The organism is Micromonospora sp. CA-248089 (genome assembly GCF_050948515.1).
GTDB lineage: Bacteria > Actinomycetota > Actinomycetes > Mycobacteriales > Micromonosporaceae > Micromonospora.
The window spans coordinates 5,693,738-5,716,220 of the sequence record NZ_CP192016.1 but is presented as its reverse complement, the minus strand read 5'-3'; the positions used below and the strand labels follow the sequence as shown (position 1 = coordinate 5,716,220).

The 22,483-nt window shown below is 72.9% G+C and carries 19 protein-coding genes and 1 pseudogene; 13 read left to right on the top strand and 7 right to left on the bottom strand.

All coding sequences use genetic code 11. The features are described 5' to 3' along the window. Window positions 1-783, bottom strand: coding sequence for an ABC transporter ATP-binding protein (locus ACQP26_RS26690; RefSeq protein ID WP_269704026.1), 783 nt, complete (start codon window positions 781-783; stop codon window positions 1-3). Window positions 784-1,071: 288 nt separating this feature from the next. Between ACQP26_RS26690 and ACQP26_RS26685 the strand changes: the two genes are divergently transcribed. Together ACQP26_RS26685 and ACQP26_RS26680 are read left to right on the top strand one after the other, a co-directional pair. Continuing rightward, on the top strand, window positions 1,072-2,100 hold the full coding sequence (locus ACQP26_RS26685; RefSeq protein WP_269704027.1) for an ABC transporter substrate-binding protein: 1,029 nt from the start codon (window positions 1,072-1,074) through the stop codon (window positions 2,098-2,100). Between the two features lie 103 nt (window positions 2,101-2,203). Next, the gene (locus ACQP26_RS26680) at window positions 2,204-3,034 is read left to right on the top strand and encodes an ABC transporter permease (RefSeq protein ID WP_433494294.1); all 831 of its coding nucleotides are present in this window, start codon (window positions 2,204-2,206) and stop codon (window positions 3,032-3,034) included. Between the two features lie 161 nt (window positions 3,035-3,195). On the opposite strand, the gene ACQP26_RS26675 is transcribed toward ACQP26_RS26680, so the two are convergent. After that, on the bottom strand, window positions 3,196-4,377 hold the full coding sequence (locus ACQP26_RS26675) for an ABC transporter substrate-binding protein (protein WP_269704028.1): 1,182 nt from the start codon (window positions 4,375-4,377) through the stop codon (window positions 3,196-3,198). Window positions 4,378-4,824: 447 nt separating this feature from the next. Here ACQP26_RS26675 and ACQP26_RS26670 point away from each other — a divergent pair. The 4 genes and pseudogenes from ACQP26_RS26670 (at window position 4,825) to ACQP26_RS26655 (ending at window position 9,276) form a co-directional block, all read left to right on the top strand. Then, window positions 4,825-7,850: pseudogene (locus ACQP26_RS26670) on the top strand (sensor histidine kinase). Next, window positions 7,847-8,254 carry a roadblock/LC7 domain-containing protein gene (locus ACQP26_RS26665; RefSeq protein ID WP_013288588.1) on the top strand — a complete coding sequence of 136 codons (408 nt, stop codon included), beginning with the start codon at window positions 7,847-7,849 and terminating at the stop codon, window positions 8,252-8,254. Before ACQP26_RS26670 ends, ACQP26_RS26665 begins: the two are co-directional and overlap by 4 nt. Before the next feature lie 61 nt (window positions 8,255-8,315). Then, complete coding sequence (locus ACQP26_RS26660; protein WP_030501578.1) at window positions 8,316-8,678, top strand: DUF742 domain-containing protein; 363 nt, start codon at window positions 8,316-8,318, stop codon at window positions 8,676-8,678. Then, window positions 8,659-9,276, top strand: a complete 618-nt coding sequence (locus ACQP26_RS26655) for a GTP-binding protein (protein WP_269704030.1) — start codon at window positions 8,659-8,661, stop codon at window positions 9,274-9,276. The genes ACQP26_RS26660 and ACQP26_RS26655 overlap by 20 nt, the downstream gene beginning before the upstream one ends. Before the next feature lie 11 nt (window positions 9,277-9,287). On the opposite strand, the gene ACQP26_RS26650 is transcribed toward ACQP26_RS26655, so the two are convergent. The 5 genes from ACQP26_RS26650 to ACQP26_RS26630 form a co-directional block, all read right to left on the bottom strand. Next, window positions 9,288-10,376 (bottom strand): uroporphyrinogen-III synthase, encoded by a 1,089-nt coding sequence (locus ACQP26_RS26650; RefSeq protein WP_269704031.1) that lies wholly within the window; start codon window positions 10,374-10,376, stop codon window positions 9,288-9,290. Then, a complete protein-coding gene (gene nirD / locus ACQP26_RS26645) occupies window positions 10,376-10,723 on the bottom strand; it encodes a nitrite reductase small subunit NirD (RefSeq protein ID WP_269704032.1) in 348 nt (115 codons plus the stop codon). The genes ACQP26_RS26650 and nirD overlap by 1 nt, the downstream gene beginning before the upstream one ends. Continuing rightward, complete coding sequence (nirB, locus tag ACQP26_RS26640) at window positions 10,720-13,248, bottom strand: nitrite reductase large subunit NirB (RefSeq protein WP_433494293.1); 2,529 nt, start codon at window positions 13,246-13,248, stop codon at window positions 10,720-10,722. Before nirB ends, nirD begins: the two co-directional genes overlap by 4 nt. 76 nt (window positions 13,249-13,324) lie before the next feature. Then, window positions 13,325-14,797, bottom strand: a complete 1,473-nt coding sequence (locus ACQP26_RS26635; RefSeq protein WP_433494292.1) for an FAD-dependent oxidoreductase — start codon at window positions 14,795-14,797, stop codon at window positions 13,325-13,327. Next, window positions 14,794-16,815 carry a molybdopterin oxidoreductase family protein gene (locus ACQP26_RS26630; protein WP_433496205.1) on the bottom strand — a complete coding sequence of 674 codons (2,022 nt, stop codon included), beginning with the start codon at window positions 16,813-16,815 and terminating at the stop codon, window positions 14,794-14,796. Before ACQP26_RS26630 ends, ACQP26_RS26635 begins: the two co-directional genes overlap by 4 nt. Before the next feature lie 236 nt (window positions 16,816-17,051). On the opposite strand from ACQP26_RS26630, the gene ACQP26_RS26625 reads away from it, so the two are divergent. The 7 genes from ACQP26_RS26625 to glmM all read left to right on the top strand — a co-directional run bounded on the left by ACQP26_RS26625 (window position 17,052) and on the right by glmM (window position 22,461). Next, window positions 17,052-17,747 (top strand): class I SAM-dependent methyltransferase, encoded by a 696-nt coding sequence (locus ACQP26_RS26625; protein ID WP_433494291.1) that lies wholly within the window; start codon window positions 17,052-17,054, stop codon window positions 17,745-17,747. A gap of 72 nt (window positions 17,748-17,819) precedes the next feature. After that, complete coding sequence (locus ACQP26_RS26620) at window positions 17,820-18,077, top strand: DUF6364 family protein (protein WP_181726592.1); 258 nt, start codon at window positions 17,820-17,822, stop codon at window positions 18,075-18,077. Further along, window positions 18,067-18,360, top strand: coding sequence for a type II toxin-antitoxin system PemK/MazF family toxin (locus ACQP26_RS26615; protein WP_187693959.1), 294 nt, complete (start codon window positions 18,067-18,069; stop codon window positions 18,358-18,360). Before ACQP26_RS26620 ends, ACQP26_RS26615 begins: the two co-directional genes overlap by 11 nt. A 122-nt stretch (window positions 18,361-18,482) precedes the next feature. Then, window positions 18,483-19,850 (top strand): MFS transporter, encoded by a 1,368-nt coding sequence (locus ACQP26_RS26610; protein ID WP_433494290.1) that lies wholly within the window; start codon window positions 18,483-18,485, stop codon window positions 19,848-19,850. A gap of 209 nt (window positions 19,851-20,059) precedes the next feature. Next, entirely contained in the window at window positions 20,060-20,503 is a 444-nt protein-coding gene (gene rplM / locus ACQP26_RS26605; protein ID WP_013288574.1) for a 50S ribosomal protein L13, read from the top strand. A 20-nt stretch (window positions 20,504-20,523) separates the two neighbouring features. Further along, entirely contained in the window at window positions 20,524-20,988 is a 465-nt protein-coding gene (gene rpsI / locus ACQP26_RS26600; protein ID WP_018784602.1) for a 30S ribosomal protein S9, read from the top strand. Between the two features lie 117 nt (window positions 20,989-21,105). Then, window positions 21,106-22,461, top strand: coding sequence for a phosphoglucosamine mutase (gene glmM / locus ACQP26_RS26595; RefSeq protein WP_073828911.1), 1,356 nt, complete (start codon window positions 21,106-21,108; stop codon window positions 22,459-22,461). Window positions 22,462-22,483 lie beyond the last annotated feature (22 nt).

The window sequence follows — 22,483 nt, the reverse complement described above, 5'->3', positions numbered from 1 at the left end:
TCACCGTCCTCCCACGGGTACGCCCGGGGCGTCCCGCTCCATCAGCAGTTCGTGCAGCTCGGCGCTGATCCGCGCGACGTCTTCCAGGTGTTCGTGCCGGCCCAGCGTGCGGGGCCGGGGGACGTTCACCTCGACGATCTCGCGGATGCGCCCGGGGCGCGGGCTGAGCACGACGACCCGGTCGGCGAGCAGGACCGCCTCGTCGATCGAGTGGGTGACGAAGACGATCGTCGCCTTCGTCTCCATGTGCACACGCTGGAGTTCGCCGGAGAGTTCCTCGCGGGTGAGCGCGTCGAGCGCGGAGAACGGCTCGTCCATGAGCATCACCCGGGGCGAGCCGATCAGCGACCGGCACAGCGACACGCGTTGCTGCATGCCGCCGGAGAGTTCGTGCGGGAGGCGCTTCTCGAAGCCGCCCAGTCCGGCCATCTCCAGCAGCTGGCGGGCCCGGTCACGGTGCTCGGCGCGGCGCCAGCCGAAGATCTCCACCGGCAGCAGCACGTTGTCCAGCACCGAGCGCCAGGGCAGCAGCGCCGGCCGCTGGAACAGCATCGCCACGTCGCGGCGGGGCTTGGTGATCGGCGTACCGTCCACGGTGATCTCACCGCCGGTGACCGGGAGCAGACCGGCGATCATGCGCAGCAGCGTCGACTTGCCGCAGCCGGAGCGGCCGAGAACGGCGACGAACTCGCCTTCGGCGACGTCGAGGTCGATGCCGCGCAGCGCCTCCACCCGCCCCGAGCGGCCGTCGAAGGTGCGGGACACCCCGGACAGTCGGATCATCTCCCGCCGCCTCCCTTCCACGTCGTCTCGAACGCGAGCCGGGCTAGCGTAGCCGGGGGGTGTGCTTATAGCACCGTCCGGGGTGGACGTCAGTCCGCTTTCCGTCACGCAACTTCGTTTCCGTTCCGCAACCGGGACGGCGGCGGCACGTCATCGGCCTTCTCGTACGCTGTTGCGCGCGAAGAGTCCCCTCACGACGGTCCAGTCGGCCGAACCCACCTGCCGACCCCGTCGGACCCACGACCCGACCGGCGAAGAAGTCCTGGTCGGAAAGGACATGGTGCACTGATGAGAAGGCTGACCCGTACGGTCGCCGCCGCGGCTATGGCCACCGCCCTCGCCCTGGTGGGCGGCTGCAGCAGCGACTCGGACAAGTCCGAGAGCGGCGGCGGCAACGGCGCGGCGCTGGAGAAGGTGACGTACCTCACTTCCTTCGCCAACTTCGGGCGTGACTCGTACGCCTGGGTGGCGAAGGACAAGGGCTTCTTCAAGGAGGCCGGTTTCGAGGTCGACATCAAGCCCGGTCAGGGCACCGGCTCCGTCATCCAGACCATCACCGGCGGCCAGGCCGACTTCGGCCCGATCGACCTGACCGGTGGCATCCTGCAGCTCGGCAACGGCCAGGCGAAGGACTTCGTGGCGGTGGCCGCGATCCAGCAGCGCACCATGGCCGCGATCGTCACGGTCGAGGGCAAGAACATCGCCACCCCGAAGGACCTCGAGGGCAAGAAGCTCGCCGACACCCCGACGTCCGTCGTGCGCAACCTCTTCCCGACGTACGCGCGACTCGCCGGCATCGACGGCAGCAAGGTCACCTGGGTCAACGGTGAGGCCCAGGGCCTGATCGGCATGCTCGGCTCGGGCACCGTGGACGGCATCGGCCAGTTCGTCGTCGGCCAGCCGACGGTGGAGACGGTGACCAAGAAGAAGCCGGTCGTCCTGCCGTACAGCAACGTGATGCAGGACCTCTACGGCAACGCGCTGATCACCTCCACCAAGATCGCCAAGGAGAAGCCGGAGATGGTGAAGAAGTTCACCGCCGCGCTGCTCAAGGGCCTGGAGTACTCCCTGGCGAACCCGGACGAGGCGGCGGAGATCCTGAAGAAGAACGTGCCGGCCACCGTCCCGGCCGCGGCCTCCGCCGAGCTGCAGCTGATGGCCGCCTACGTCCGGTCCAGCAACTCCGGCACCGCGATCGGCACGCTGGACAGTGGCCGGGTGGCCAAGAGCATCGCGCTGCTGCAGGGCGCCGGTGCGCTCAAGCAGAACCTCACCCCGGACCAGATCATCGACTTCAACCTCGCGCCGAAGGCCTGACCGGTCCGCTCGGGCCAACGGGGGTGCGACCCGCCGGACACCCCGGTGGGGCGCACCCCCTTCGCGTGCCGGTCGCCGCGACCGGCGCAGAGAGGAGGACACGTTGACACAGTCGACCGAGGCCCGGCCGGAGGCGCCGCCGCGTCCGGCGGTCCGGCGCGGGATCGCCGTACGCCCGGCGGCGGTCGGGCTGCCGGCGTTCGGCCTGGTGATCGCGGTGGCGGCCTGGTGGCTGGTCACCTCGGGCCTGAGCCTGGTGCACCCGGCCGCGCTGCCGCCGCCGCAGGCGGTGGGGAAGGCTCTCGCCGGCACCACCGAGGTGCTGCTGCCCGCGTTGGGCATCACCACCTGGATGACGGTGCTCGGCTTCCTGCTCTCGTCGGTCGCCGGGGTGCTGATCGGGATGGCACTGGCCGCCTCCCGCCGGGTCGAGCGGATGTTCGCGCCGCTGCTGGTGGCGGTGAACGCGGTCCCGAAGATCGCGTTCGGGCCGCTGCTGGTGGTAGCTGTGGGCTGGGGGCAGAAACCCATCCTGACCATGGTGTTCCTGCTCTGCTTCTTCCCGATCGTGCTCTCCACCGCGACGGGACTGACCACCACCCCGGCGGACCTGGCGGAGCTGGGCCGGTCGCTGAACGCCTCGTGGTGGCAGTCGTTCCGCAAGGTGCGCTTCCCGGCCGCGTTGCCGCAGATCTTCGTCGGGCTCAAGGTGGCCATGCCGCTCGCCGCGATCGGCGCGGTGATCGGGGAGTTCTACTCGGACCGGCCGGGCCTGGGTTACCAGATCCTGCAGTACAACGGCGTCGGCGACATCGCGACCGCCTGGGCGGCGATCGTGCTGGTGGCCCTGATGAGCATCCTGCTCTACGCCGCGCTGAGCCTGGTCGAGCGCCTGGCGCTGCCCTGGGTGAAGGCCACCACCTCAGCCCGCTGACACCCCGGGACGAAAGCCCCGACGTCGACCGAGAACCCAGAAGGACACCTCAACCCACTGATGGCGGCCGACCACGACAGTGTGGGCCCCGGCGCAACCGGCGGAGGGATCAAGCCTGACCGCCCGGAGCCGGTTGTGCCGGGGCCCACACCCCACGTTGACTAGCCGGCAAGCCGCCAACGACCACCACGAGCCACGAGCGTCGTCAACGCCTGCGGCATCAGCCCGGAGTGGTTGTCCGGCGTCATCCGGATCGGCCCGGACAGCCCGTCGAGCTGGGAGGTCTCCAGCACGTCGCGCAGCGCGTCCCGGTCGACCTTGCCGGGCTCGCCGCCGGCCCGTAGCTCGGCGTCGGCGATCAGCTGGACCGCGTCCGCGGCGAACGAGGAGAAGCCGTTGTAGCCGCCGAACCGGGCGGTGTAGTCCTGGAACCACTGCCGCCGCGCGGCCTTGGCCGGGGTGGTGGCGATCACGTCGTCGATCACCATGGTCTGGGTGAAGATCAGCGTGGCCTCGTCGGTGGAGCGGGCCGAGGGGCCCAGGAAGAGGTCGCCGGCGGCCGTGGCGTCGAAGAACAGCGACCCGCGGAACTTGCTCTGCCGGGCCGTGGTGGCGGCCAGCATCGCCTGCTCCGGCGTGGTCCACAGGACCAGTGCCTGCGGCTTGCGGGCGACCAGCTGGTTGATCTGCGTGCCGACCTCGGTGTCGGTGACCCGCACCGACTCGTTGGCGACCAGCTTCACGGAGGTCTTGCTCAGCTCGCGGCGCAGGGCGGCGAGCCCTTCCTGGCCGTAACCCTCGGCGCTGTGCAGCAGCGCCACCTTGCGGATCTCGCGCCGCTCCAGTTCCGCGGCGAGTGCGGCGGCGCTGTCGGTGGCGTTCGGGGCGAGCTTGAAGACATATCGGCGCTCGGCCACCGGCTCGGTGACGGCACTCGACGACGCCAGTGCGATCGTCGGAATGCGCTTCTCACCGATCGTGCGGGCCGCGCCGACGGCGCATTCGTTGCAGCCGCCCATGATGACGGCGCTCACCCGCGAGTCACCGCTGAAATCATTGATGTTCCGCAAGGATTCCGCAGCGTCCGAGCGGTTGTCCTTGACCCGCAGATCGATCTTCCGGCCGCCCAGTGCGCCGGACGCGTTCAACTGCTCGACCTTCAGTTGCAGAGCCCGTTGGTACACCTTGCCGACCGGCGCCGACGCGCCGGAGAGTTCCAGGTCGGCGGCGATCACGATGGGGCTTGTGTCCTGCGGGTCCCCGCCGATCCCGCAGCCGGTGAGCGTGGTGGCCAGCACGGCCGATGCGAGCGCCGCGATGCTCGCGGAGCGGATGGGGCTCAACTCAGTCCTCCAGGTGCGGCGCGGGCCGACGCCCGATCACCGCCGCTTGTCCGTCCTCAGTGGAGGAACGGGATTGGTGTGCCGTACGGTGTGCGCGAAGCCTGCAAAACCTTGCCAATGCCGGGGCCTGTGGTCAAGCGGGGATGTCGAGTGCTGTTTCGGGACAGCCATCCCACATGCTGGGGACACGGAACATTAACTGACAATTACTGCACAGAAGCGCGTGACCACTCTGGAGTGACATCCCCTGATCAGGGGGTTGGAGAAAAGAAGGTATTAGGTGATCGGATCACGGGTTGCGGTGACCACGACCGTTTCCTGCCTCACTGCGGCTTCCCAAACAGGATCTCGTCTGATGAAATCGCGGCCGTGCCGCGCGTGGCGCTGGCCGCTGCACCAGGCACGGGTCAGCGGGTCGCGCGTGGAAGAAACGACGGAGGCGATGTCGTGAGCACCGGACCTACGACCCTGCCCGGGAGCCCCAACGCCGAACAGCGGAACCGCCGCCGGCGCCTGCCCAGGCTGCGCGACGCGCGGATCCGCTCCAAGCTTGCCCTCATCCTGGTCGTTCCGGTGGCAGCTGTCATCGCGCTGGCAACTATCCGACTCATCTCGGTCGGTGAGGGCGCGTACGAGGCGGACCGGGTCCGGTCGCTGAGCGCGGTGTCCGTCGACATCTCGGCGCTCACCCAGGACCTGCACAAGGAGCGGATGGCGGCGGCGGTCTTCCTGGCCGACCCGAACCAGAAGCCGGACGCGTACAACCTGCGGGTGCGGCAGACCGACGAGCGCATCGCGGCGTACCAGGACGAGCGGGGCAAGCTCGGCGACCTGCCGGACGCGATCAGCAACCAGCTCAAGGTGATCGACGCCCACCTGTCCACGTTGAACGGCACCCGCCAGGAGGTGCTGGACCGGTTGCAGATGCCGGTGGCCGAGGCGAGTCTGCGCTACGGCATCGTGCTGGACGACCTGGTCGCGTACAGCGACGCGCTGGCCCAGCAGCCGGGCGCGGAGAGCCTGGCCGACGCCCGTCGCGCGGTGGCCGCGTTCGCCCACGCCAAGGCCGAGGTGGCCGAGGAGCAGGCGGTGGCCTTCACCGCCCTCGACGGCAACCGGATCGACGAGGAACAGTTCTCGTCCTTCGTGGCCACGCTCACCGGCCAGCAGGAGGCGCTGCTGACCTTCTCCCGGACCGCGACGCCGAGCCAGCGCGCCCTGGTGGAGCGCACCGTCTCCGGCGACGCCGTGCAGCTCGCCGACCGGGTCGCCAACGACATCTCCCGGTCCGTCGGGCGTCCCGGGCCGGTCACCCGCGACGAGGCGTCCGCCGCCATCGGCGCGGTCGACGACCTGATGCGGTGGGCCGAGATCCAGCTCCTGGACGAGATGCTCGCGGACGCCGACGAGGCCCGCGCCGACGTGATCCGGCAGGCGATCGTGGAGAGTCTGCTCGTGCTGCTCACGCTCGCCGTCGCGGTGACGCTCGCGGTGGTGCTGGCCCGCTCGCTCAACGACTCGCTGCGCCGGCTGCGTGAGGGCGCGCTCGCGGTCGCCAACCACGACCTGCCGGACGCGGTGAGCCGGCTGCAGAACGTCAACGCCATCGGCGACGGCGGCGTGGACGAGATCGTCCAGCAGGTCCGGGACCCGATCAAGCTGAGCAACCGCGACGAGGTCGGTCAGGTCGCGGTGGCCTTCAACGTGGTCCACCGCGAGGCGGTCCGGGTCGCGGCCGAGCAGGCCGCGCTGCGGACGAGCGTCTCGGCGATGTTCCTCAACCTGGCGCGCCGTTCGCAGAGCCTGGTCGACCGGATGATCGGCGAGCTGGACGCGATCGAGCGCTCCGAGGAGGACCCGAAGCGGCTGGCGCAGCTGTTCGAGCTGGACCACCTGGCCACCCGGATGCGCCGCAACGACGAGAACCTGCTGGTGCTGGCCGGCGCCGACTCGGCCGTACCGCGTCGTGACGACGCGCTCCTGGTCGACGTGCTCCGCGCCGCGCAGTCCGAGGTCGAGCTCTACAACCGGATCGAGTTCGGCACCGTCGACACCGACATCTCGGTCGCCGCGCACGCCGTCAACGATGTCGTCCGGCTGGTCGCCGAGCTGCTCGACAACGCCACCCGGTTCTCGCCGCCGAACACCACTGTGGTGGCCGACGGCCGCCGGATCCGCGACTACGTGCTGATCCAGGTCGAGGACCGGGGCCTCGGCCTCACCGACGACCAGCTCGACTCGCTCAACCGGCGTCTGGCCGCCCCGCCGACCGTCGACGTGGCCGCGTTCCGGCTGATGGGTCTGGCCGTGGTGAGCCGGCTCGCCTCCCGCTACGGCATCCGCGTCGAACTGCGCCGCAACGTCGAGGGCGGCACCGTCGCCCAGGTCACGCTGCCGAACTCGACGGTGGTGCTGCCGGCCAACCGGGGCCAGGCCCCGCTGACCCGGCCGCGTCAGCCGCTCGCCGTCGAGCAGTCGCCGCTCAGCCAGGTCGGCGCCGCCGACGCGCTGGCCGGAGCGGGCCGGGGCGCCGCCACCGCGACGCTCGCCGACGGGTGGCGGGGGCGACCACCGCCCCGCCGTCGCGGTGGCAGACGCCCGCCGAGACGCGCGACACCACGCCCGCCGTACAACTGGGTGGGGCGACCGGCGCGCTGCCCACCGGGGCGCCCGCGACCGCGCCGGCGCCGGTCTCCGGGGCGGGCTGGTCCGCCGGGGGACCGACGGTGGCGTACCCCGCACTCGACCCCCTGCCCAAGCGGACGCCGGGCGTCGATGCCGCGCAACCCGCGACCCAGGCCGCACCTCCGGCCTACCAGCCGCTCGCCGCGGCGCCGGCGGTGGACAGCACCCCGGCGACGCCCGTGGTGGCCCGGCCCGAGCAGCGGGCCGAGGCGCCGATATTCCGGGAGATGGAGGCGGTCTGGTTCCGTTCGCACGGAGAGGACGAGACCACCATCTTCACCCGGCCCACGTTCGACGAGCCGCCCGCACCGGCCCAGCCCGCCGTGGCGCCCCCCGCGGCGTCGGCACGTCCGAAGCTGCCCACCCGTACCCCCGGCGCCCAGGCGTCGGGACTGACCACCACGCCGCCGGCGTACAGCCCGCCGGAGGTGCCGTCCACGCCGCCGGCGGCCGCGACGCCGCCCCCGGCGCCACCCGCCGCCGCGCCCGCGCCCGCTCCGTCGATCGACCCGGAGGCCTGGCGTACGGCGGCCGACGAGGGCTGGTCGCGGGCCAGCCGTGCCGCGGAGCCCACCACCGGCGGCACCACCCGCTCCGGCCTGCCCAAGCGGGTGCCGCAGGCCCAGCTCGTGCCCGGCGGGATAGAGCCGAAGAGCGGCCGGGACCGCAGCCGGCGCACGCCGGACGAGGTACGCGGCCTGCTCTCCGCCTACCACCGTGGCGTCCAGCGGGGCCGTACGGCCGGCGCCGACCTGAACAGCACCTCGACCAAGGAGACGAACCGATGAACAGGCCGGCGGCCATGCAGGACATGGGGTGGCTTCTCACCAACTTCGCCGACAGCGTTGCGGGTATCGCGCACGTGGTGGCGGTGTCCGCGGACGGACTGCTGCTCGCCTCCTCCCGGGACCTGCCCGGGGACCGGGCCGACCAGCTCGCCGCGATCACCTCGGGTGTGGTGAGCCTGACCGAGGGCGCGGCGCGGATGTTCAGCGCCGGCGGGGTGTTGCAGACCGTGATCGAGATGGACAGTGGCTACCTGTTCCTGATGTCCATCAGCGACGGCTCGTCGATGGCCGTGCTCGCGGCACGCAGCTGCGACGTCGGCCAGGTGGGTTACGAGATGGCGCTGCTGGTGGAGCGGGTCGGCCAGGCGCTGGTCCCGCTGCCGAGAGACGCCGTCCGCTCCTGAACGGACCGGGGAGCTGAGGACCGGAGCCGGTGCGGCTCCGAACGAGGGGAGGTGATCGCGAATGGAACCGCGACGTGATCCACGTGGCGCGCTGGTACGGCCGTACGCGGTCACCCGGGGCCGCACCGAGCCGTTGCAGAACATCGCGCTCGAGGCGGTGCTGTCGAGCACGCCGACGCAGTCGGCCGAGGCGCGCTTCGCCGGGCACGACAAGTACCGCATCTCCTCGGTCTGTGAAGGCCGGGCGCAGTCGCTGGCGGAAATCGCCGCTTACACCCGGATGCCGCTGGGCGTCACCCGGGTGCTGGTCGCCGACATGGTGGCCGAGGGCCTGCTGACGCTACACACTGCCGCTCCCGCAACGGGTTTCGCGGCGCGAATGAACCTGCTTGGAAGGGTGCTAAGTGGACTTCGCGAACTATGACCCCGACGGGGTGAACCGCGGCCGGGAGATCATCTCCGCGAAGATCGTGATCGCGGGCGGCTTCGGCGTGGGCAAGACCACCCTGGTCGGGGCGATCTCCGAGATCCAGCCGCTGACCACCGAGGCGCTGATGACCGCGGCCGGCGTGGGCATCGACGACGCGTCGAAGGTACCGGGTAAGGAGACCACCACGGTCGCCATGGACTTCGGCCGTATCACCATGGCCGAGGACCTGATCCTCTATCTGTTCGGCACGCCCGGCCAGACCCGGTTCTGGTTCATGTGGGACGAGATCATCCGGGGTGCGGTGGGCGCGGCGGTGCTGGTGGACACCCGCCGGATCACCGACGCGTTCGCGCCGCTGGACTACTTCGAGAACCGCAAGCTGCCGTACGTCGTGGCGTTGAACCGCTTCGAAGACGCGCCGCACTACGAGCTGGAGGAGGTCCGGGAGGCGCTCGCCATCTCCCCGGACGTGCCGATGGTCCTGTGCGACGCCCGGCGGCGGGACTCGGTCAAGCAGGTGCTGGTCACGGTGGTCGAGCACGCGATGCTCCGCCTCCAGGCCGAGCACGGCTACGCGGCCTCGGTGGGCTGACCGCCTGCGGGTCAGTCGACCCGCAGGCGGTACCCCCGCTTGACCACCGTCTGCACCACGCGGGGCGCCTTCAGCCCGGCCCGCAGGCGGGCGACAGCCATCTCCACCGCGTGCTCGTCGGCGCCGCGCGGCAGCGTCCGCAGCAACGCGGTGCGGGACAGCACCTTCCCCGGCGACGCCGCGAGCGCCCGAAGCACCGCCATCGGCGCCGGCGCCAGCTGGCGCAGTTCCCCGTCCACCACCGCGGCGTGCCCGCGCAGCGTCAGCACGTGCCCGGCCGCCTTCACCGAGATCGTGCGCCGGGGCAGTTCCTCGACGATGGTGCGCACCAGCGCGCCCAGGCGGGCCCGGCTCGGCGCGCTCACCGGCACCCCGCGCCGGACCAGCGGCTCGGCGGTGACGGTGCCGACGCACCCGGCCAGCACGTCGCCGCGCAGCGCCTCCAGCACCGTCTCGGTGCGGTCCCCGGCCGCCCGCAGCAGCGCCTCGGCCGCCGGGGCCGACGTGAACGTGACCGCGTCGACGAGTCGCCCGGCCACCAGGTCGATGAGCCGGTGCAGCGGCGCCGGGTCGGCCGGCGGAGCCCACCGGTAGACCGGCACCTCGATCACCGTGGCGCCGGCGGCCACCAGCGCGTCGGCGCACTCGGGCTGCCGCTCGCCGTGCAGCTGCATCGCCACCACCTGGCCGGCCACCCCGCGCCGGACCAGGTGCTCGACCACCTCGTCGCAGCTCTCCGAATCCGGCGACCAGTGCTCGCGCAGCCCGGCGGCGCGGATCGCCCCGGTCGCCTTCGGGCCGCGGGACACCACGTACGCCCCGGCGAGCGTGGCGCGCAGCGGCTCGGCCAGCCCCCAGCCCTCGGCCGCCTCCAGCCAGCCCCGCATGCCGATGCCGGTGTTCGCCATCAGCACGTCCGGCGGGTGTTCCAGGCAGGCCCGGGTGGCCTCACGCAGGTCGGTGTCGTCGGCCAGCGGGACGATCCGCAGCGCCGGAGCGAGCACCACCCGCGCCCCACGCCGCTGGAGCAACGCGGCCAGTTCGTCGCGCCGCCGGTCGGCGGTGACCCCGATGGTGAAGCCGGCCAGCTCGTCCCGCATCATTCCTCCTGCCGTAACCGCACCTCGACCAGGCCGTCCCGGCAGCGCACCGGATGCCGGCGCAGCGTCACGCCGGGCAGGTCCAGGCACCGCCCGGTGGTGAGGTCGTAGACCTGCTTGTGCAGCGGTGAGGCGAGCGTGGGCACCCCGCCCCGGCTGCCCACCAGGCCGCGGGACATGACGTACGCGCCGCCGACCGGGTCGAGGTTGTCCACCGCGTACAGGCCGTTCGCGGTGCGGAAGACCGCTACCTGGACGCCGCCGACGAGCGCGGCCACGCCCCGGTCGGGGTCGAGCCGGTCCAGCGGGCAGACCGGTGTCCAGTCCAGCGTGACGACGGGGCTCATCGGCGCACCTCCGGCAGTCCCAGCACGACGGGCTGGCGGCGGTGTCCGCCGTCCGGGGGCGCGCCCCGGGCCGGCACCGGCTGGCCCCGCTCCTGGGTGAACGTGATGGACGGGTCGGGCACGTCGGGCGCGTTGACGAAGGAGGTGAAGCGGCGCAGTCGGTCCGGGTCCTCCAGCACGTCGCGCCACTCGTCGGAGTAGCTCGTGACGTGCCGGGCCATCGCCGCGTCGAGGTCGGCGCAGAGCCCGAGCGAGTCGTCCACGAGCACCGACCGGAGGTGGTCCAGGCCGCCGTCCATGGCCTCGATCCAGGCGGCGGTGCGCTGCAACCGGTCGGCGGTGCGGATGTAGTACATGAGGAACCTGTCGATCAGCGTGACCAGTTCCGCCGTGCTCAGGTCGGTGGCGAACAGGTCGGCGTGCCGGGGCCGGAAACCGCCGTTGCCGCCGACGTACAGGTTCCAGCCGCTCTCGGTGGCGATGATCCCGAAGTCCTTGCTCCGGGCCTCGGCGCACTCGCGGGCGCAGCCGGAGACCGCCGACTTGAGCTTGTGCGGCGCGCGCAGGCCCCGGTAGCGCAGCTCCAGCGCGACGGCGAGCCCGACCGAGTCCTGCACGCCGTAGCGGCACCAGGTGTCACCCACGCAGGACTTCACGGTGCGCAGCGCCTTGCCGTAGGCGTGACCCGACTCGAAGCCCGCGTCGACGAGCCGCCGCCAGATCTGCGGCAACTGGTCGACCCGCGCGCCGAACAGGTCGATCCGCTGCCCACCGGTGATCTTCGTGTAGAGCCGGAAGTCGCGTGCCACCTCGCCGATCGCGATCAGCTTCTCCGGGGTGATCTCGCCGCCGGGAATCCGGGGCACCACCGAGTAGCTGCCGTCGCGTTGCAGGTTGGCCAGGAAATGGTCGTTCGTGTCCTGGAGCGACGCCTGCTCGCCGTCGAGCACGTGCCCGGTGCCGAGCGAGGCCAGGATGGAGGCCACCACCGGCTTGCAGATGTCGCACCCGCCGCCGCGCCCGTGCTCGGCGACGAGCCGGGAGAACGTGCGGATGCCCCGCACCCGGATCAGGTCGAACAGCTCCTGCCGGCTGTGGTCGAAGTGCTCGCACAGCGCGGTGGACTGACGCACCCCGGCGGCGTCCAGCAACTGCTTCAGCATCGGCACGCACGAACCGCAGCTCGTACCGGCCCGGGTGCACGCCTTCAACGCCGGCACGTCGGTCGCCCCACCGGCGATCGCCGCGTCCAGGTCGGCCCGGGTCACCGCGTTGCACGAGCAGACCTGCGCGCCGGCGGGCAACGCGCCCGCACCGGCACCCGCGCCGCCGGCCGGCGCCAGCAACGCCAGCGGGGGACCGGGCAGCGGCCCGCCGACACTGGCCCGCAACGTCGGGTACGCGCTCGCGTCCCCGACCAGCACGCCACCGAGCAGCGTCCGCGCGTCGTCGGAGAGGACCAGCTTCGCGTACGAGCGGGTGGCCGGATCGGTGTACGTCACGTCGAGGCAGCCGGGGGTGACGCCGTGCGCGTCACCGAACGACGCCACGTCCACGCCGAGCAGCTTGAGTTTCGTGGCGGTGTCCGCGCCGGGGAACGTGGCCGCGCCGCCGAGCAGCCGGTCCGCCACCACCTCGGCGGTGGCGTACCCGGGCGCGACCAGACCGTGGCAGACCCCGTCCACCGCCGCGCACTCGCCGACCGCCCAGATCCGCTCGTCGGCCGTCCGGCAGGACGCGTCCACCAGCACCCCGCCGCGCGGGCCCAGCGGCAGCCCGGCCGCGCGGGCCAGCTCGTCACGCGGCCGTATCCCGGCCGCCACCACCACCAGCTCCGCGTCGAGGCTGCGGCCGTCGGCCAGGTCGAGCGCGGCCACCGAGCCGTCCGGCCCGGGACGCAGCGCCGTGGTGGCCACCCCGAGGTACGGCGTGACGCCCAGCTCCTCGACGTACCGCCGGAGCATCGCCCCGCCCGCCTCGTCCACCTGGACCGGCATCAGCCGGGGCGCGAACTCGACCACGCTCGTGGTGAGCCCGAGCAGCCGCAACGCGTTCGCCGCCTCCAGCCCGAGCAGCCCGCCGCCGATCACCGCGCCGGTACGGCAGCCCCGGGCGTGCTCCCGGATCGCGGCCAGGTCGTCCAGCGTCCGGTAGACGAAGACGCCTGGTAGATCGGTGCCGTCGACCGGCGGCACGAACGCGTACGAGCCGGTGGCGAGCACCAGCGCGTCGTACGGGTACGCACCGGCCGCCGTGGTCACCACCCGCCGGGCCCGGTCGACGCCGGTGGCCGGCTCGCCCAGCCGCAGGTCCACCCCGGGGTCGGGGGTGTGCACGGTCAGCTCGTCGGCGTCCACCCCGTCGAAGACGGCCGAGAGGCGCACCCGGTCGTACGCCGGACGCCGCTCCTCGGCCAGCACCGTGACCCGCCACCGCCCGTCGGTGTCCCGGGCTCGCAGCGCCTCGACGAAGCGCTGCCCCACCATGCCGTTCCCGACGACGACAAGCCTGCTTCGCTCGCTCATGACGCCACTCCGCTTCGCTGCGTGGCGCCATGAGGCACCTTCGCGCTGAGCCTGCTGATTCGCTCGCTTCGCTCGCTCATGACGCCACCTCCACCGTCTCGCGTACCTCGTCGGTTGTGGACGGATCCGCCTCGGCGAGCCACCCGGCGATGCCGGCCACCGCGTCCCGGCAGCTGCCGCAGCCGGTGGCGGCCCGGGTCGCCGCGGACAGCGCCGCCGCCGACCGGGCGCCCGCCCGCCAGCACGCCACCAGCTCGCCCTTGCTCACGTCGTTGCACCGGCACACCGTCGCGGCGTCCGGCATCAGCGCCGGTGACGCGGCCGGTCCGGCCGGTGCCTCGCCGAACGCCCGGCCGAGCAGCAGCGAACGCCGGTCCGCCGGCACCGGCGCACCCCTGTCGAACAGCTGCACCACGGTGCCGACCGCCGGGTTGTCGCCCAGCAGGATCGCGCCGGTCAGCCGCTCGTCCCGGATGCGCAGCCGGGCGTAGGTGCCCCGGGCCGGATCGGCGAAGGTCAGCTCCTCGACCGGGCCGCCCGGGTCGCCGGTGCCGTCCACGTCGCCCATCGCGGCCAGGTCGATGCCGGCCGCCTTGAGCCGGGTCACCGCCGGGCGGGGCCGGTAGCGGGCCAGCGGATCCGCTCCGGTCAGCACGTCGGCCACCACCCGGGCCTGTGCCCAGGCCGGCGCGACGAGCCCGGTCAGCGTCCCGTCGTGCTGGGCGCAGTCGCCGATCGCCGAGATCCGCCTGTCGCTCGTCCGCATCCGGTCGTCCACCACCACGCCCCGCTCGACGGCGAGCCCGGCCGTTGCGGCGAGCGCGGTGTCGGGGCGTACCCCGCAGCAGAGCACCAGCAGGTCGGCGTCGAGCGGTTCGGCGTCGCCCAGGTGCAGGCGGACGCCGGTGGCGTCCGCGCTCACGGCGGTGGCCGCCACCCCGAGCCGGGACCGGACGCCCAGGCCGGCGAGCGTGCCCGCGAGGACCGCGCCAGCCGGCGGGTCGAGCTGGCGTTCCATCAGGTGCCCGACCGGGTGGACCACTGTCACGTCCAGGCCCCGGGTGGCCAGCCCGCGGGCGGCCTCCAGGCCCAGCAGCCCGCCGCCGAGCACGATCAAGCGGCGCGCGCCCTCGGCGGCGGCGAGGATCCGCCGGCAGTCGCCGAGCGTGCGGAACGGGACGACCCGCTCGGGCAGCGGCACGAGGCCGGGCAGCGGCGGCACCACGGCCCGGCTGCCGGTGGCGAGCACCAGGTGGTCGTACCCGTGCCGGTCGCCGTCGGCGGTGACCACCTCCCGGGCGGCGCGGTCCACGGCGGTGACCGCCGCGGCGGTGCGGACCTGGACGCCCGGTCCGACGGTTTCGACAAGCTCCACGTCCGGCTCGCCGATGCGTCCGGCGAGCAGCGTGGAGAGCATGATCCGGTTGTACGCGCGGTGCGGCTCCGCCCCGAGCACGGTGATCCGCCGGTCCCCGCCGCGCGCGTGCAGCTCGGCGGCGAGCCGGGCGCCGGCCATCCCGTAGCCGACGACGACTATTCGCTCGTTCATGCCGGCTCCACCCGGACCGCGCAGATCTTGAACTCGGGCATCCCGGAGACCGGGTCGAGCGCGTCGTTGGTGACCGAGTTGGCGCGTTGCGCGCCGGGCCAGTGGAACGGCGCGAAGACGGTGTCCGGCCGGATCGCCGTACTGAGCCGGGCCGGCGCGCGCAGCTCACCCCGGCGGGAGACCACCCGCACCGGTGCCCCCTCGGCCACGCCGATCCGGGCCGCCAGGTCCGGGTGCAGCTCGACGAAGCCGCCCGGCGCGGCGCGGCGCAACGCGGCCACCCGCCGGGTCTGCGCGCCGGACTGGTACTGGGCGAGCACCCGGCCGGTGGTGAAGTGCAGCGGGTAGTCGGCGCACACCGGCTCGGCGGCCGGGCGGTGGGTCACGGCGTGGAACCGGGCCCGGCCGTCCGGGGTGGGGAAGCGGTCGGCGAACAGCCGGGGCGTGTCCGGGCCGTCCCGGTCCGGGCAGGGCCAGAACACGCCGGTGTCGGCGTCGATCCGGTCCCAGGTGATCCCGGCGTAGTCGGCCGGCCCGCCGGCCGAGGCCCGGCCCAGCTCCGCGAACACCTCGCGCGGGTCGGCCGGCAGCGGCGTCTCGCCCTCGGTCAGCCGTCCGGCGAGCGCGGCGAGGATCTCCAGTTCGGTACGGACGCCGGCGGGTGGCTCACGCAGCGCGCGGCGGCGCAACACCCGGCCCTCCAGATTGGTCATCGTGCCGTCCTCCTCGGCCCACTGGGCGACAGGCAGTACCACGTCGGCCAGCTCGGCCGTCTCGGAGCGGACGAAGTCCGCCACCACGAGCAGGTCCAGGGCGCGCAGCCGGGACTCGACCCGGGCGGCGCGGGGTGCGGACACGACCGGGTTGGAGCCGAACACCAGCAGCGCCCGCGCGCCGGACGGCGTACCGAGCGCGTCGAGGAGCTGGTACGCCGGCACCCCCGCCCCGGGCAGCGTGTCCGGGTCGACGCCCCACACTCCGGCGACGTGCGCGCGGGCCGCCGGGTCGTCGATGCGCCGGTAGCCGGGCAGCTGGTCGGCCTTCTGCCCGTGTTCCCGGCCGCCCTGCCCGTTGCCCTGCCCGGTAAGGCAGCCGTAACCGGAGCCGGGTCGGCCGGGCAGGCCCAGGGCGAGCGCCAGGTTGATGAGGGCGGTGACCGTGTCGACGCCCTTGGCGTGCTGCTCGGCGCCCCGGGCGGTGAGGATGATCGCGCGATCCACAGTGGCCAGGGCGCGTGCGGTCGCGTACAGGTCGGCCACCGGCACGCCGGAGAGCCGTTCCACCTCCGCCGGCCAGTAGCCGGCCACCGTCCGCCGGACCTCGTCGAAGCCGGTGGTCCGCTCCGCGACGTACGCCCGGTCCAGCCAGCCCTCGGTGAGCGCGATGTGCAGCAGCGCGTTCGCCACCGCGAGGTCGGTGCCGGGCAGCGGTTGCAGGTGCAGGTCGGCCTGGCGGGCGGTGGCGGTGGCGCGCGGGTCGACCACGATCAGCCGGCCGCCGCGTTCGCGCAGGTCGGTGACGTGCCGCATCAGCGGCGGCATGGTCTCGGCCGGGTTCGCGCCGACCAGCAGCAGCGTGTCCGCGCGGCCGAGGTCGGCGAGCGGGAACGGCAGCCCACGGTCGATGCCGAACGCCCGGTTTCCGGCCGCAGCGGCCGAGGACATGCACCAGCGCCCGTTGTAGTCGATGTGCCGGGTCCGCAGCGTCACCCGGGCGAAGCGGCCCAGCGCGTACGCCTTCTCGTTGGTGAGGCCGCCGCCGCCGAAGACCGCCACCGCGTCCGGGCCGTGCCGGTGCTGCACGTCCCGGACCCCGGCCGCGACCCGGTCGAGCGCCTCGTCCCAGGTGGCCGGGCGCAGGTCGGCACCGGGCCGGTCGCGCAGCAGCGGAGTGGTGAGCCGGTCCGGGTGGTCGAGCAGGTCGGCGGCGGTCCAGCCCTTCTGGCAGAGCCCGCCGCGGTTGGTGGGGAAGTCGCGCGCGCCGACCACGACACCGTCGCCGGTGGCGCGCAGCACCATCCCGCACTGCAAGGCGCAGTACGGGCAGTGCGTGGCGGCCTCGACGGAGCGTGGCTCCGTTCGCGTCGCCGTGCGTGCACCGTCTGTCATGTCGGAAAAGCGTGCCGTCGGGCGGTTTCCGGTCCGGGTCTGCTCTGTTTCGGTCCTGTCACGAGCGCTTCACACCGCACGCGCGTGACGAGACGTTCCGCAGGGCTTAGAATGTGGGACAGAAATCTCATATAACGGGAGGCAGAATGAGCGTGACGGACGCGTTCGACGCGGTGGCCGGCACCTACGACCAGGCCCGACGCCGCCTGGTGCCCTGCTTCGACGCCTTCTACGGCACCGCTGTCGAGGTGGCCGCACCGCCGCTGCGCGCCGCGCTCGCCGCCGGGCGTGCCCCCGAGGTGCTGGATCTGGGCGCCGGCACCGGCCTGCTGTCGCTCCTGCTGACCGCGGCCGTCCCGGGCGTGCGCCTGACACTGGTGGACGGCGCCCCCGGCATGCTCGCGGTGGCCGCCGGACACCTGCGGGAGCGTGGCGTGCCGCACCGCACCGTCCACGCCGACCTGGCCGACCCGCTGCCGGCCGGCCGGTACGACGCGGTGGTGTCCGCGCTGGCCATCCACCACCTCGACGACGAGGGCAAACGGGCGCTGTACCGGCGGGCCGCCGACGCGCTGGCGCCCGGCGGGGTGTTCGTCAACGCCGAGCAGGTCGCCGGGCCGACCCCGGCGCTGGACCGCCGCTACGACGAGGTGTGGACCGCGCGGATCACCGAGCTGGGTTCCGACGCCGAGGAGATCGCCGGCGCCCGGGAGCGGATGCGGCACGACCGGCCCGCCACGGTGGCCGACCAGTGCCGGTGGCTGACCGAGGCGGGCCTGGTGGACGTGGACTGCTTCTTCAAGGAGTGGCGTTTCGCGGTCTTCGGCGGGCGGCGTCCATGAGCCGCTGTCCGTTTCCGCGATCGGTGGGGACGAGGATGACTACTGGTCATACCGCTGGGTAGTCTTCCCGGCATGACCGCCAAGGTGACGCTGTCGTTCTCCGACGAGACCATCGAGGAGGCGCGCCGGTTCGCCAAGCGGGAAGGGCTCTCCCTCTCCGCCTGGATGGACCAGGCCGCCCGGGAGAAGGCGCTGCGCGAGGTCTTCACCGCGCACGCCGACGCGGTCGGCCGGGCCGGCCTCGACCTGGAATCCGCCGCCCTGGCCGACGCCCAGGAGGCCGCGCTCGTCGACGACGCCCTGTTCGGCGGGCGTCCGCGTGCTGCGTAGGGGCGAGGTCTGGCGCATCTCCGGCGCCCGGGAACGGTTCGGCCTGGTGATCAGCTCCGACGTCTACAACGCCACCGCGGTACCCATCGTGATCGTGGCCGAGGTGGTCGAGGAGTCGCTGCTGCGCGACTCGCCGCTCGCCGTGCCGATGGGCCCGTACGTGGTGATGCCCGACCGGATCTCCTCACCGATGAAGAAGTGGTTCGCCGAGTGCGTGGACGTGGCGGACACCGAGACCATGCAGCGGGTCGGCCGGGCACTGCGGATCCTCCAGGAGCTGTGACCGCCTCACCGACGCCGTCCGGCGGACGTGCGATCTCCGTTGCCGTGCCGACGCGTGCGGGGCACGCCCGGGAAACCACGGGCTGACAGCGTCGCCTCGTCATCGACGAGGAGGAGTGGCCCGTGAGCACGCTCGTTTCCGCACCCACGACGCCGCCTGCCGGCACGGCCGGACGGCTCACCGAATGGCGGCCGGAGGATCCGGCGTTCTGGGCCGCCGGCGGCGCCCGGATCGCCCGGCGCAACCTGTACGTCTCGATCTTCGCCGAGCACGTCGGCTTCTCCGTGTGGAGCCTCTGGTCGGTGACGGTGCTGTTCCTGGGCCCCGAGTACGGCATCGACCCGGCCGGGAAGTTCCTGCTCACCGCCGTGCCGGCGGCGCTGGGCGCGGTGCTGCGGCTGCCGTACACGCTGGCGGTGGCCCGGTTCGGCGGCCGGAACTGGACCATCGTGAGCGCGTTGCTGCTGCTGGTGCCGGCGGTGCCGATGGCGGTGCTGATCGAGCCCGGGGTGTCGTACGCCACGCTGATGGTGCTGGCCTGCCTGTCCGGCGTCGGCGGCGGCAACTTCGCCTCGTCGATGGCGAACATCAACCTGTTCTTCCCGGAGCGGCTCAAGGGCCGGGCGCTGGGGCTCAACGCCGGCGGCGGCAACCTGGGCGTACCGGCCGTGCAACTGGTGGGGCTGGCGGTGCTCGCGACCGCCGGTGCCGCGTACCCCCGGTTGGTGCCGGCGGTCTACCTGCCGCTGATCGTGCTGGCCGCGCTGGCCGCGGCGCGGTGGCTGGACAACGTGCCAGGGGCGCGCAACCAGCCCGGCGCGCTGCGCGCGGCGGCCCGCGACCCGCACACCTGGGTGATGTCGCTGCTCTACGTGGGCACGTTCGGCTCGTTCATCGGCTTCGGCTTCGCGTTCGGCCAGGTGCTCCAGCTCCAGTTCCACGACCGGTTCCCGACGCCCGTCGACGCGGCCTGGCTGACCTTCCTCGGCCCGCTGATCGGCTCGTTGATCCGGCCCGTCGGCGGTCAGCTCGCCGACCGGCTGGGCGGGGCCCGGGTGACGTTCTGGAACTTCGTGGCGATGGCCGCCGGTGCCGGGCTGGTGCTGTACGCGGCCCGGGAGCGGTCCTTCCCGCTCTACCTGGCCGGGTTCCTGGCGCTGTTCGTCTTCTCCGGGATCGGCAACGGCTCCACGTACAAGATGATCCCGGCGATCTTCCGGGCCCGGGCCGTCGCGGAGAGTGAGCTGACCGGCGACCCGGAGGCGGCGCAGCGGCGGGCCCGGCGCCTGTCCGGCGCGGTGATCGGCATCGCCGGGGCGGTCGGCGCCTCGGGCGGCGTGCTGGTGAACGTGGCGTTCCGGCAGTCGTTCCTGGCCTCCGGCACGGCCGACGCGGCCTACCTGGCCTTCATCGGCTGGTACGCGCTCTGTTTCCTGGTGACCTGGGTGGTCTACCTGCGTCCCGGGCCGCGTACGCTGGTCGGCGTGTGACCTGTGCCATGACGAACGCGCAGGCCACGCGCGGCGCGACCCCGTTTTGACCTGCCGCAGGGCGGCCGGGTATCGTTGCCTGCTGTTGTACGACATTCTTAGGCGTGCCGCATCAGGTACGCTTGGTCGTTCGTGCGCGCTGGTCCGGCTGGGAACTCCTGGTCACCTCGGCGCGCGACCCCAGACCGACGACGAGACAAGGTAGACCTGTGCGTACGTACAGCCCGAAGCCGGGTGAGATCGAGCGTCAGTGGCACGTCATCGACGCCTCTGATGTCGTGCTGGGCCGCCTGGCGACCCACGCCGCCACGCTCCTGCGTGGCAAGCACAAGCCGACTTTCGCGCCGCACGTCGACACGGGCGACTTCGTCGTCATCGTGAACGCGGGCAAGGTCGCGCTGACCGGCAACAAGCGCCAGACCAAGGTCGCTTACCGCCACTCCGGTTACCCGGGTGGTCTGAAGCGGGTCGGCTACGACGAGCTGCTGACCAAGCGGCCCGAGCGGGCCATCGAGCTGGCCGTGAAGGGCATGCTCCCGCACAACAAGCTGGGCCGTCAGCTTCTCAAGAAGCTGAAGGTCTACGCCGGTGCCGAGCACCCGCACACCGCGCAGCAGCCGGTGCCGTTCGAGATCAAGCAGATCGCGCAGTGAGCGCGGGCGAAGGAAGCAGCATGACCGACATCACCGCCACCGAGGTCGCCCCCGAGGCCACCGAGGCGCCGGCGCCCGTCGCGCGCGCGCCCCGTGGTGACCGCCCGATCCAGACCGTGGGTCGGCGCAAGGAAGCCATCGTCCGGGTTCGGATCGTTCCGGGCACCGGCAAGATCACCTGCAACGGCCGCGACCTCGAGGCCTACTTCCCGAGCAAGGTGCACCAGCAGCTCATCAAGGACCCGCTGGTCACCGCCGAGAAGCCCGAGGCGTTCGACGTGATCGCCAACCTGCGTGGCGGCGGCACCACCGGCCAGGCCGGCGCGCTGCGGCTCGCCATCGCCCGGGCGCTGATCGTCAGCGAGCCCGACGACCGCCCGGCCCTGAAGAAGGCCGGCTTCCTGACCCGTGACGCCCGGGTCAAGGAGAGCAAGAAGTACGGCCTCAAGAAGGCCCGCAAGGCTCCCCAGTACTCGAAGCGCTGATCACCACAAGCGTCTTGTACTTCTGACGGACGGCCGGTTCGCCTCCCCTTCCGGGAGGCGGACCGGCCGTTCCGCGTTTCTCTCCTCTCATCGGCAGTTCCACGGAGGTTGGCGGGTATGGGCCGGTTGTTCGGCACGGACGGCGTACGCGGGCGGGCGAACGCGGATCTCACCCCGGAGTTGGCGCTGGCGGTCGCGGTGGCCGCGGCCCACACGCTGGCCGAGACCGACAAGAGCCATCCGCCGCTCGCGGTGGTCGGCCGGGACACCCGGGCCAGCGGCGAGATGCTGGAGGCGGCGGTGGTCGCCGGGCTCACCAGCGCCGGCGCCAACGTGGTCCGGGTGGGCGTGCTGCCCACCCCGGCGGTGGCGTTCCTCACCGCCGAGATCAAGGCCGACCTGGGTGTGATGCTCTCCGCCTCGCACAACCCGATGCCGGACAACGGCATCAAGCTGTTCGCCGCCGGCGGGCACAAGCTGCCCGACGAGATCGAGATGCGGATCGAGGAGGCGGTGAAGGCGAACGCCACCACCGCCTGGAAGCGCCCGATCGGCGCCGGCGTGGGCCGGGTCAACGACCTCCTCGACGGCGCCGACCACTACGTGCAGCACCTGGTCGGCACCGTGCCGCACCGCCTCGACGGGATCAAGGTCGTGGTCGACTGCGCCAACGGCGCGGCGGCCGACGTCGCCCCGGTCGCCTACCGGGAGGCCGGCGCCGAGGTGATCGCCATCCACGCCGAGCCGGACGGGCTCAACATCAACGACGAGTGCGGCTCCAACCACATCGACGCGCTGCGCGCCGCCGTGGTCGAGCACGGCGCCCACCTCGGCATCGCCCACGACGGCGACGCCGACCGCTGCGTCGCGGTCACCGCCGACGGCGACGAGGTCGACGGCGACCAGGTCATGGCGATCCTCGCGCTGGCCATGCGGGACGCCGGCGAGCTGACCCAGGACACCCTGGTCGCCACCGTGATGAGCAACCTCGGTCTCCGCCTGGCCATGTCCGAGCACGGCATCCGGCTGGTCGAGACCAAGGTCGGCGACCGGTACGTGCTGGAGGAGCTGCGCGCCTCCGGCCTGGCGCTCGGTGGCGAGCAGAGCGGGCACATCGTGCTGCCCGCGTACGCGACCACCGGCGACGGCGTGCTGACCGGCCTGCACCTGATGGCGCGGATGGCCGCGACCGGCACCTCGCTGGCCGAGCTGGCCGCCGTGGTCACCAAGCTGCCCCAGGTGTTGATCAACGTGCCGGTCGGCGACCGTACCGTCGGCGCCGCCGCACCCGCCGTCCGGGCCGAGGTCGAGCGCGCCGAGGCGGAGCTGGGCGAGACCGGCCGGGTGCTGCTGCGCCCCTCCGGCACCGAGCCGCTGGTGCGGGTCATGGTCGAGGCGGCCACCGAGGACACCGCGCGCGAGGTCGCCGAGCGCATCGCCGAGCAGGTCCGCACCGCCAGCCCGGTCGCCTGACCGACCCGGGGCCGCCTGCTCC

Excerpts from the sequence above, each read along its gene's own strand:
- ACQP26_RS26690 (WP_269704026.1), bottom strand. The coding sequence starts at position 783 with ATGATCCGACTGTCCGGGGTGTCCCGCACCTTCGACGGCCGCTCGGGG.
- ACQP26_RS26685 (WP_269704027.1), top strand. The coding sequence starts at position 1,072 with ATGAGAAGGCTGACCCGTACGGTCGCCGCCGCGGCTATGGCCACCGCC.
- ACQP26_RS26665 (WP_013288588.1), top strand. The coding sequence starts at position 7,847 with ATGAACAGGCCGGCGGCCATGCAGGACATGGGGTGGCTTCTCACCAAC.
- ACQP26_RS26660 (WP_030501578.1), top strand. The coding sequence starts at position 8,316 with ATGGAACCGCGACGTGATCCACGTGGCGCGCTGGTACGGCCGTACGCG.
- ACQP26_RS26650 (WP_269704031.1), bottom strand. The coding sequence starts at position 10,376 with ATGCGGGACGAGCTGGCCGGCTTCACCATCGGGGTCACCGCCGACCGG.
- nirD (WP_269704032.1), bottom strand. The coding sequence starts at position 10,723 with ATGAGCCCCGTCGTCACGCTGGACTGGACACCGGTCTGCCCGCTGGAC.
- nirB (WP_433494293.1), bottom strand. The coding sequence starts at position 13,248 with ATGAGCGAGCGAAGCAGGCTTGTCGTCGTCGGGAACGGCATGGTGGGG.
- ACQP26_RS26635 (WP_433494292.1), bottom strand. The coding sequence starts at position 14,797 with ATGAACGAGCGAATAGTCGTCGTCGGCTACGGGATGGCCGGCGCCCGG.
- ACQP26_RS26630 (WP_433496205.1), bottom strand. The coding sequence starts at position 16,815 with ATGGTGCTGCGCGCCACCGGCGACGGTGTCGTGGTCGGCGCGCGCGAC.
- ACQP26_RS26625 (WP_433494291.1), top strand. The coding sequence starts at position 17,052 with ATGAGCGTGACGGACGCGTTCGACGCGGTGGCCGGCACCTACGACCAG.
- ACQP26_RS26620 (WP_181726592.1), top strand. The coding sequence starts at position 17,820 with ATGACCGCCAAGGTGACGCTGTCGTTCTCCGACGAGACCATCGAGGAG.
- rpsI (WP_018784602.1), top strand. The coding sequence starts at position 20,524 with ATGACCGACATCACCGCCACCGAGGTCGCCCCCGAGGCCACCGAGGCG.
- glmM (WP_073828911.1), top strand. The coding sequence starts at position 21,106 with ATGGGCCGGTTGTTCGGCACGGACGGCGTACGCGGGCGGGCGAACGCG.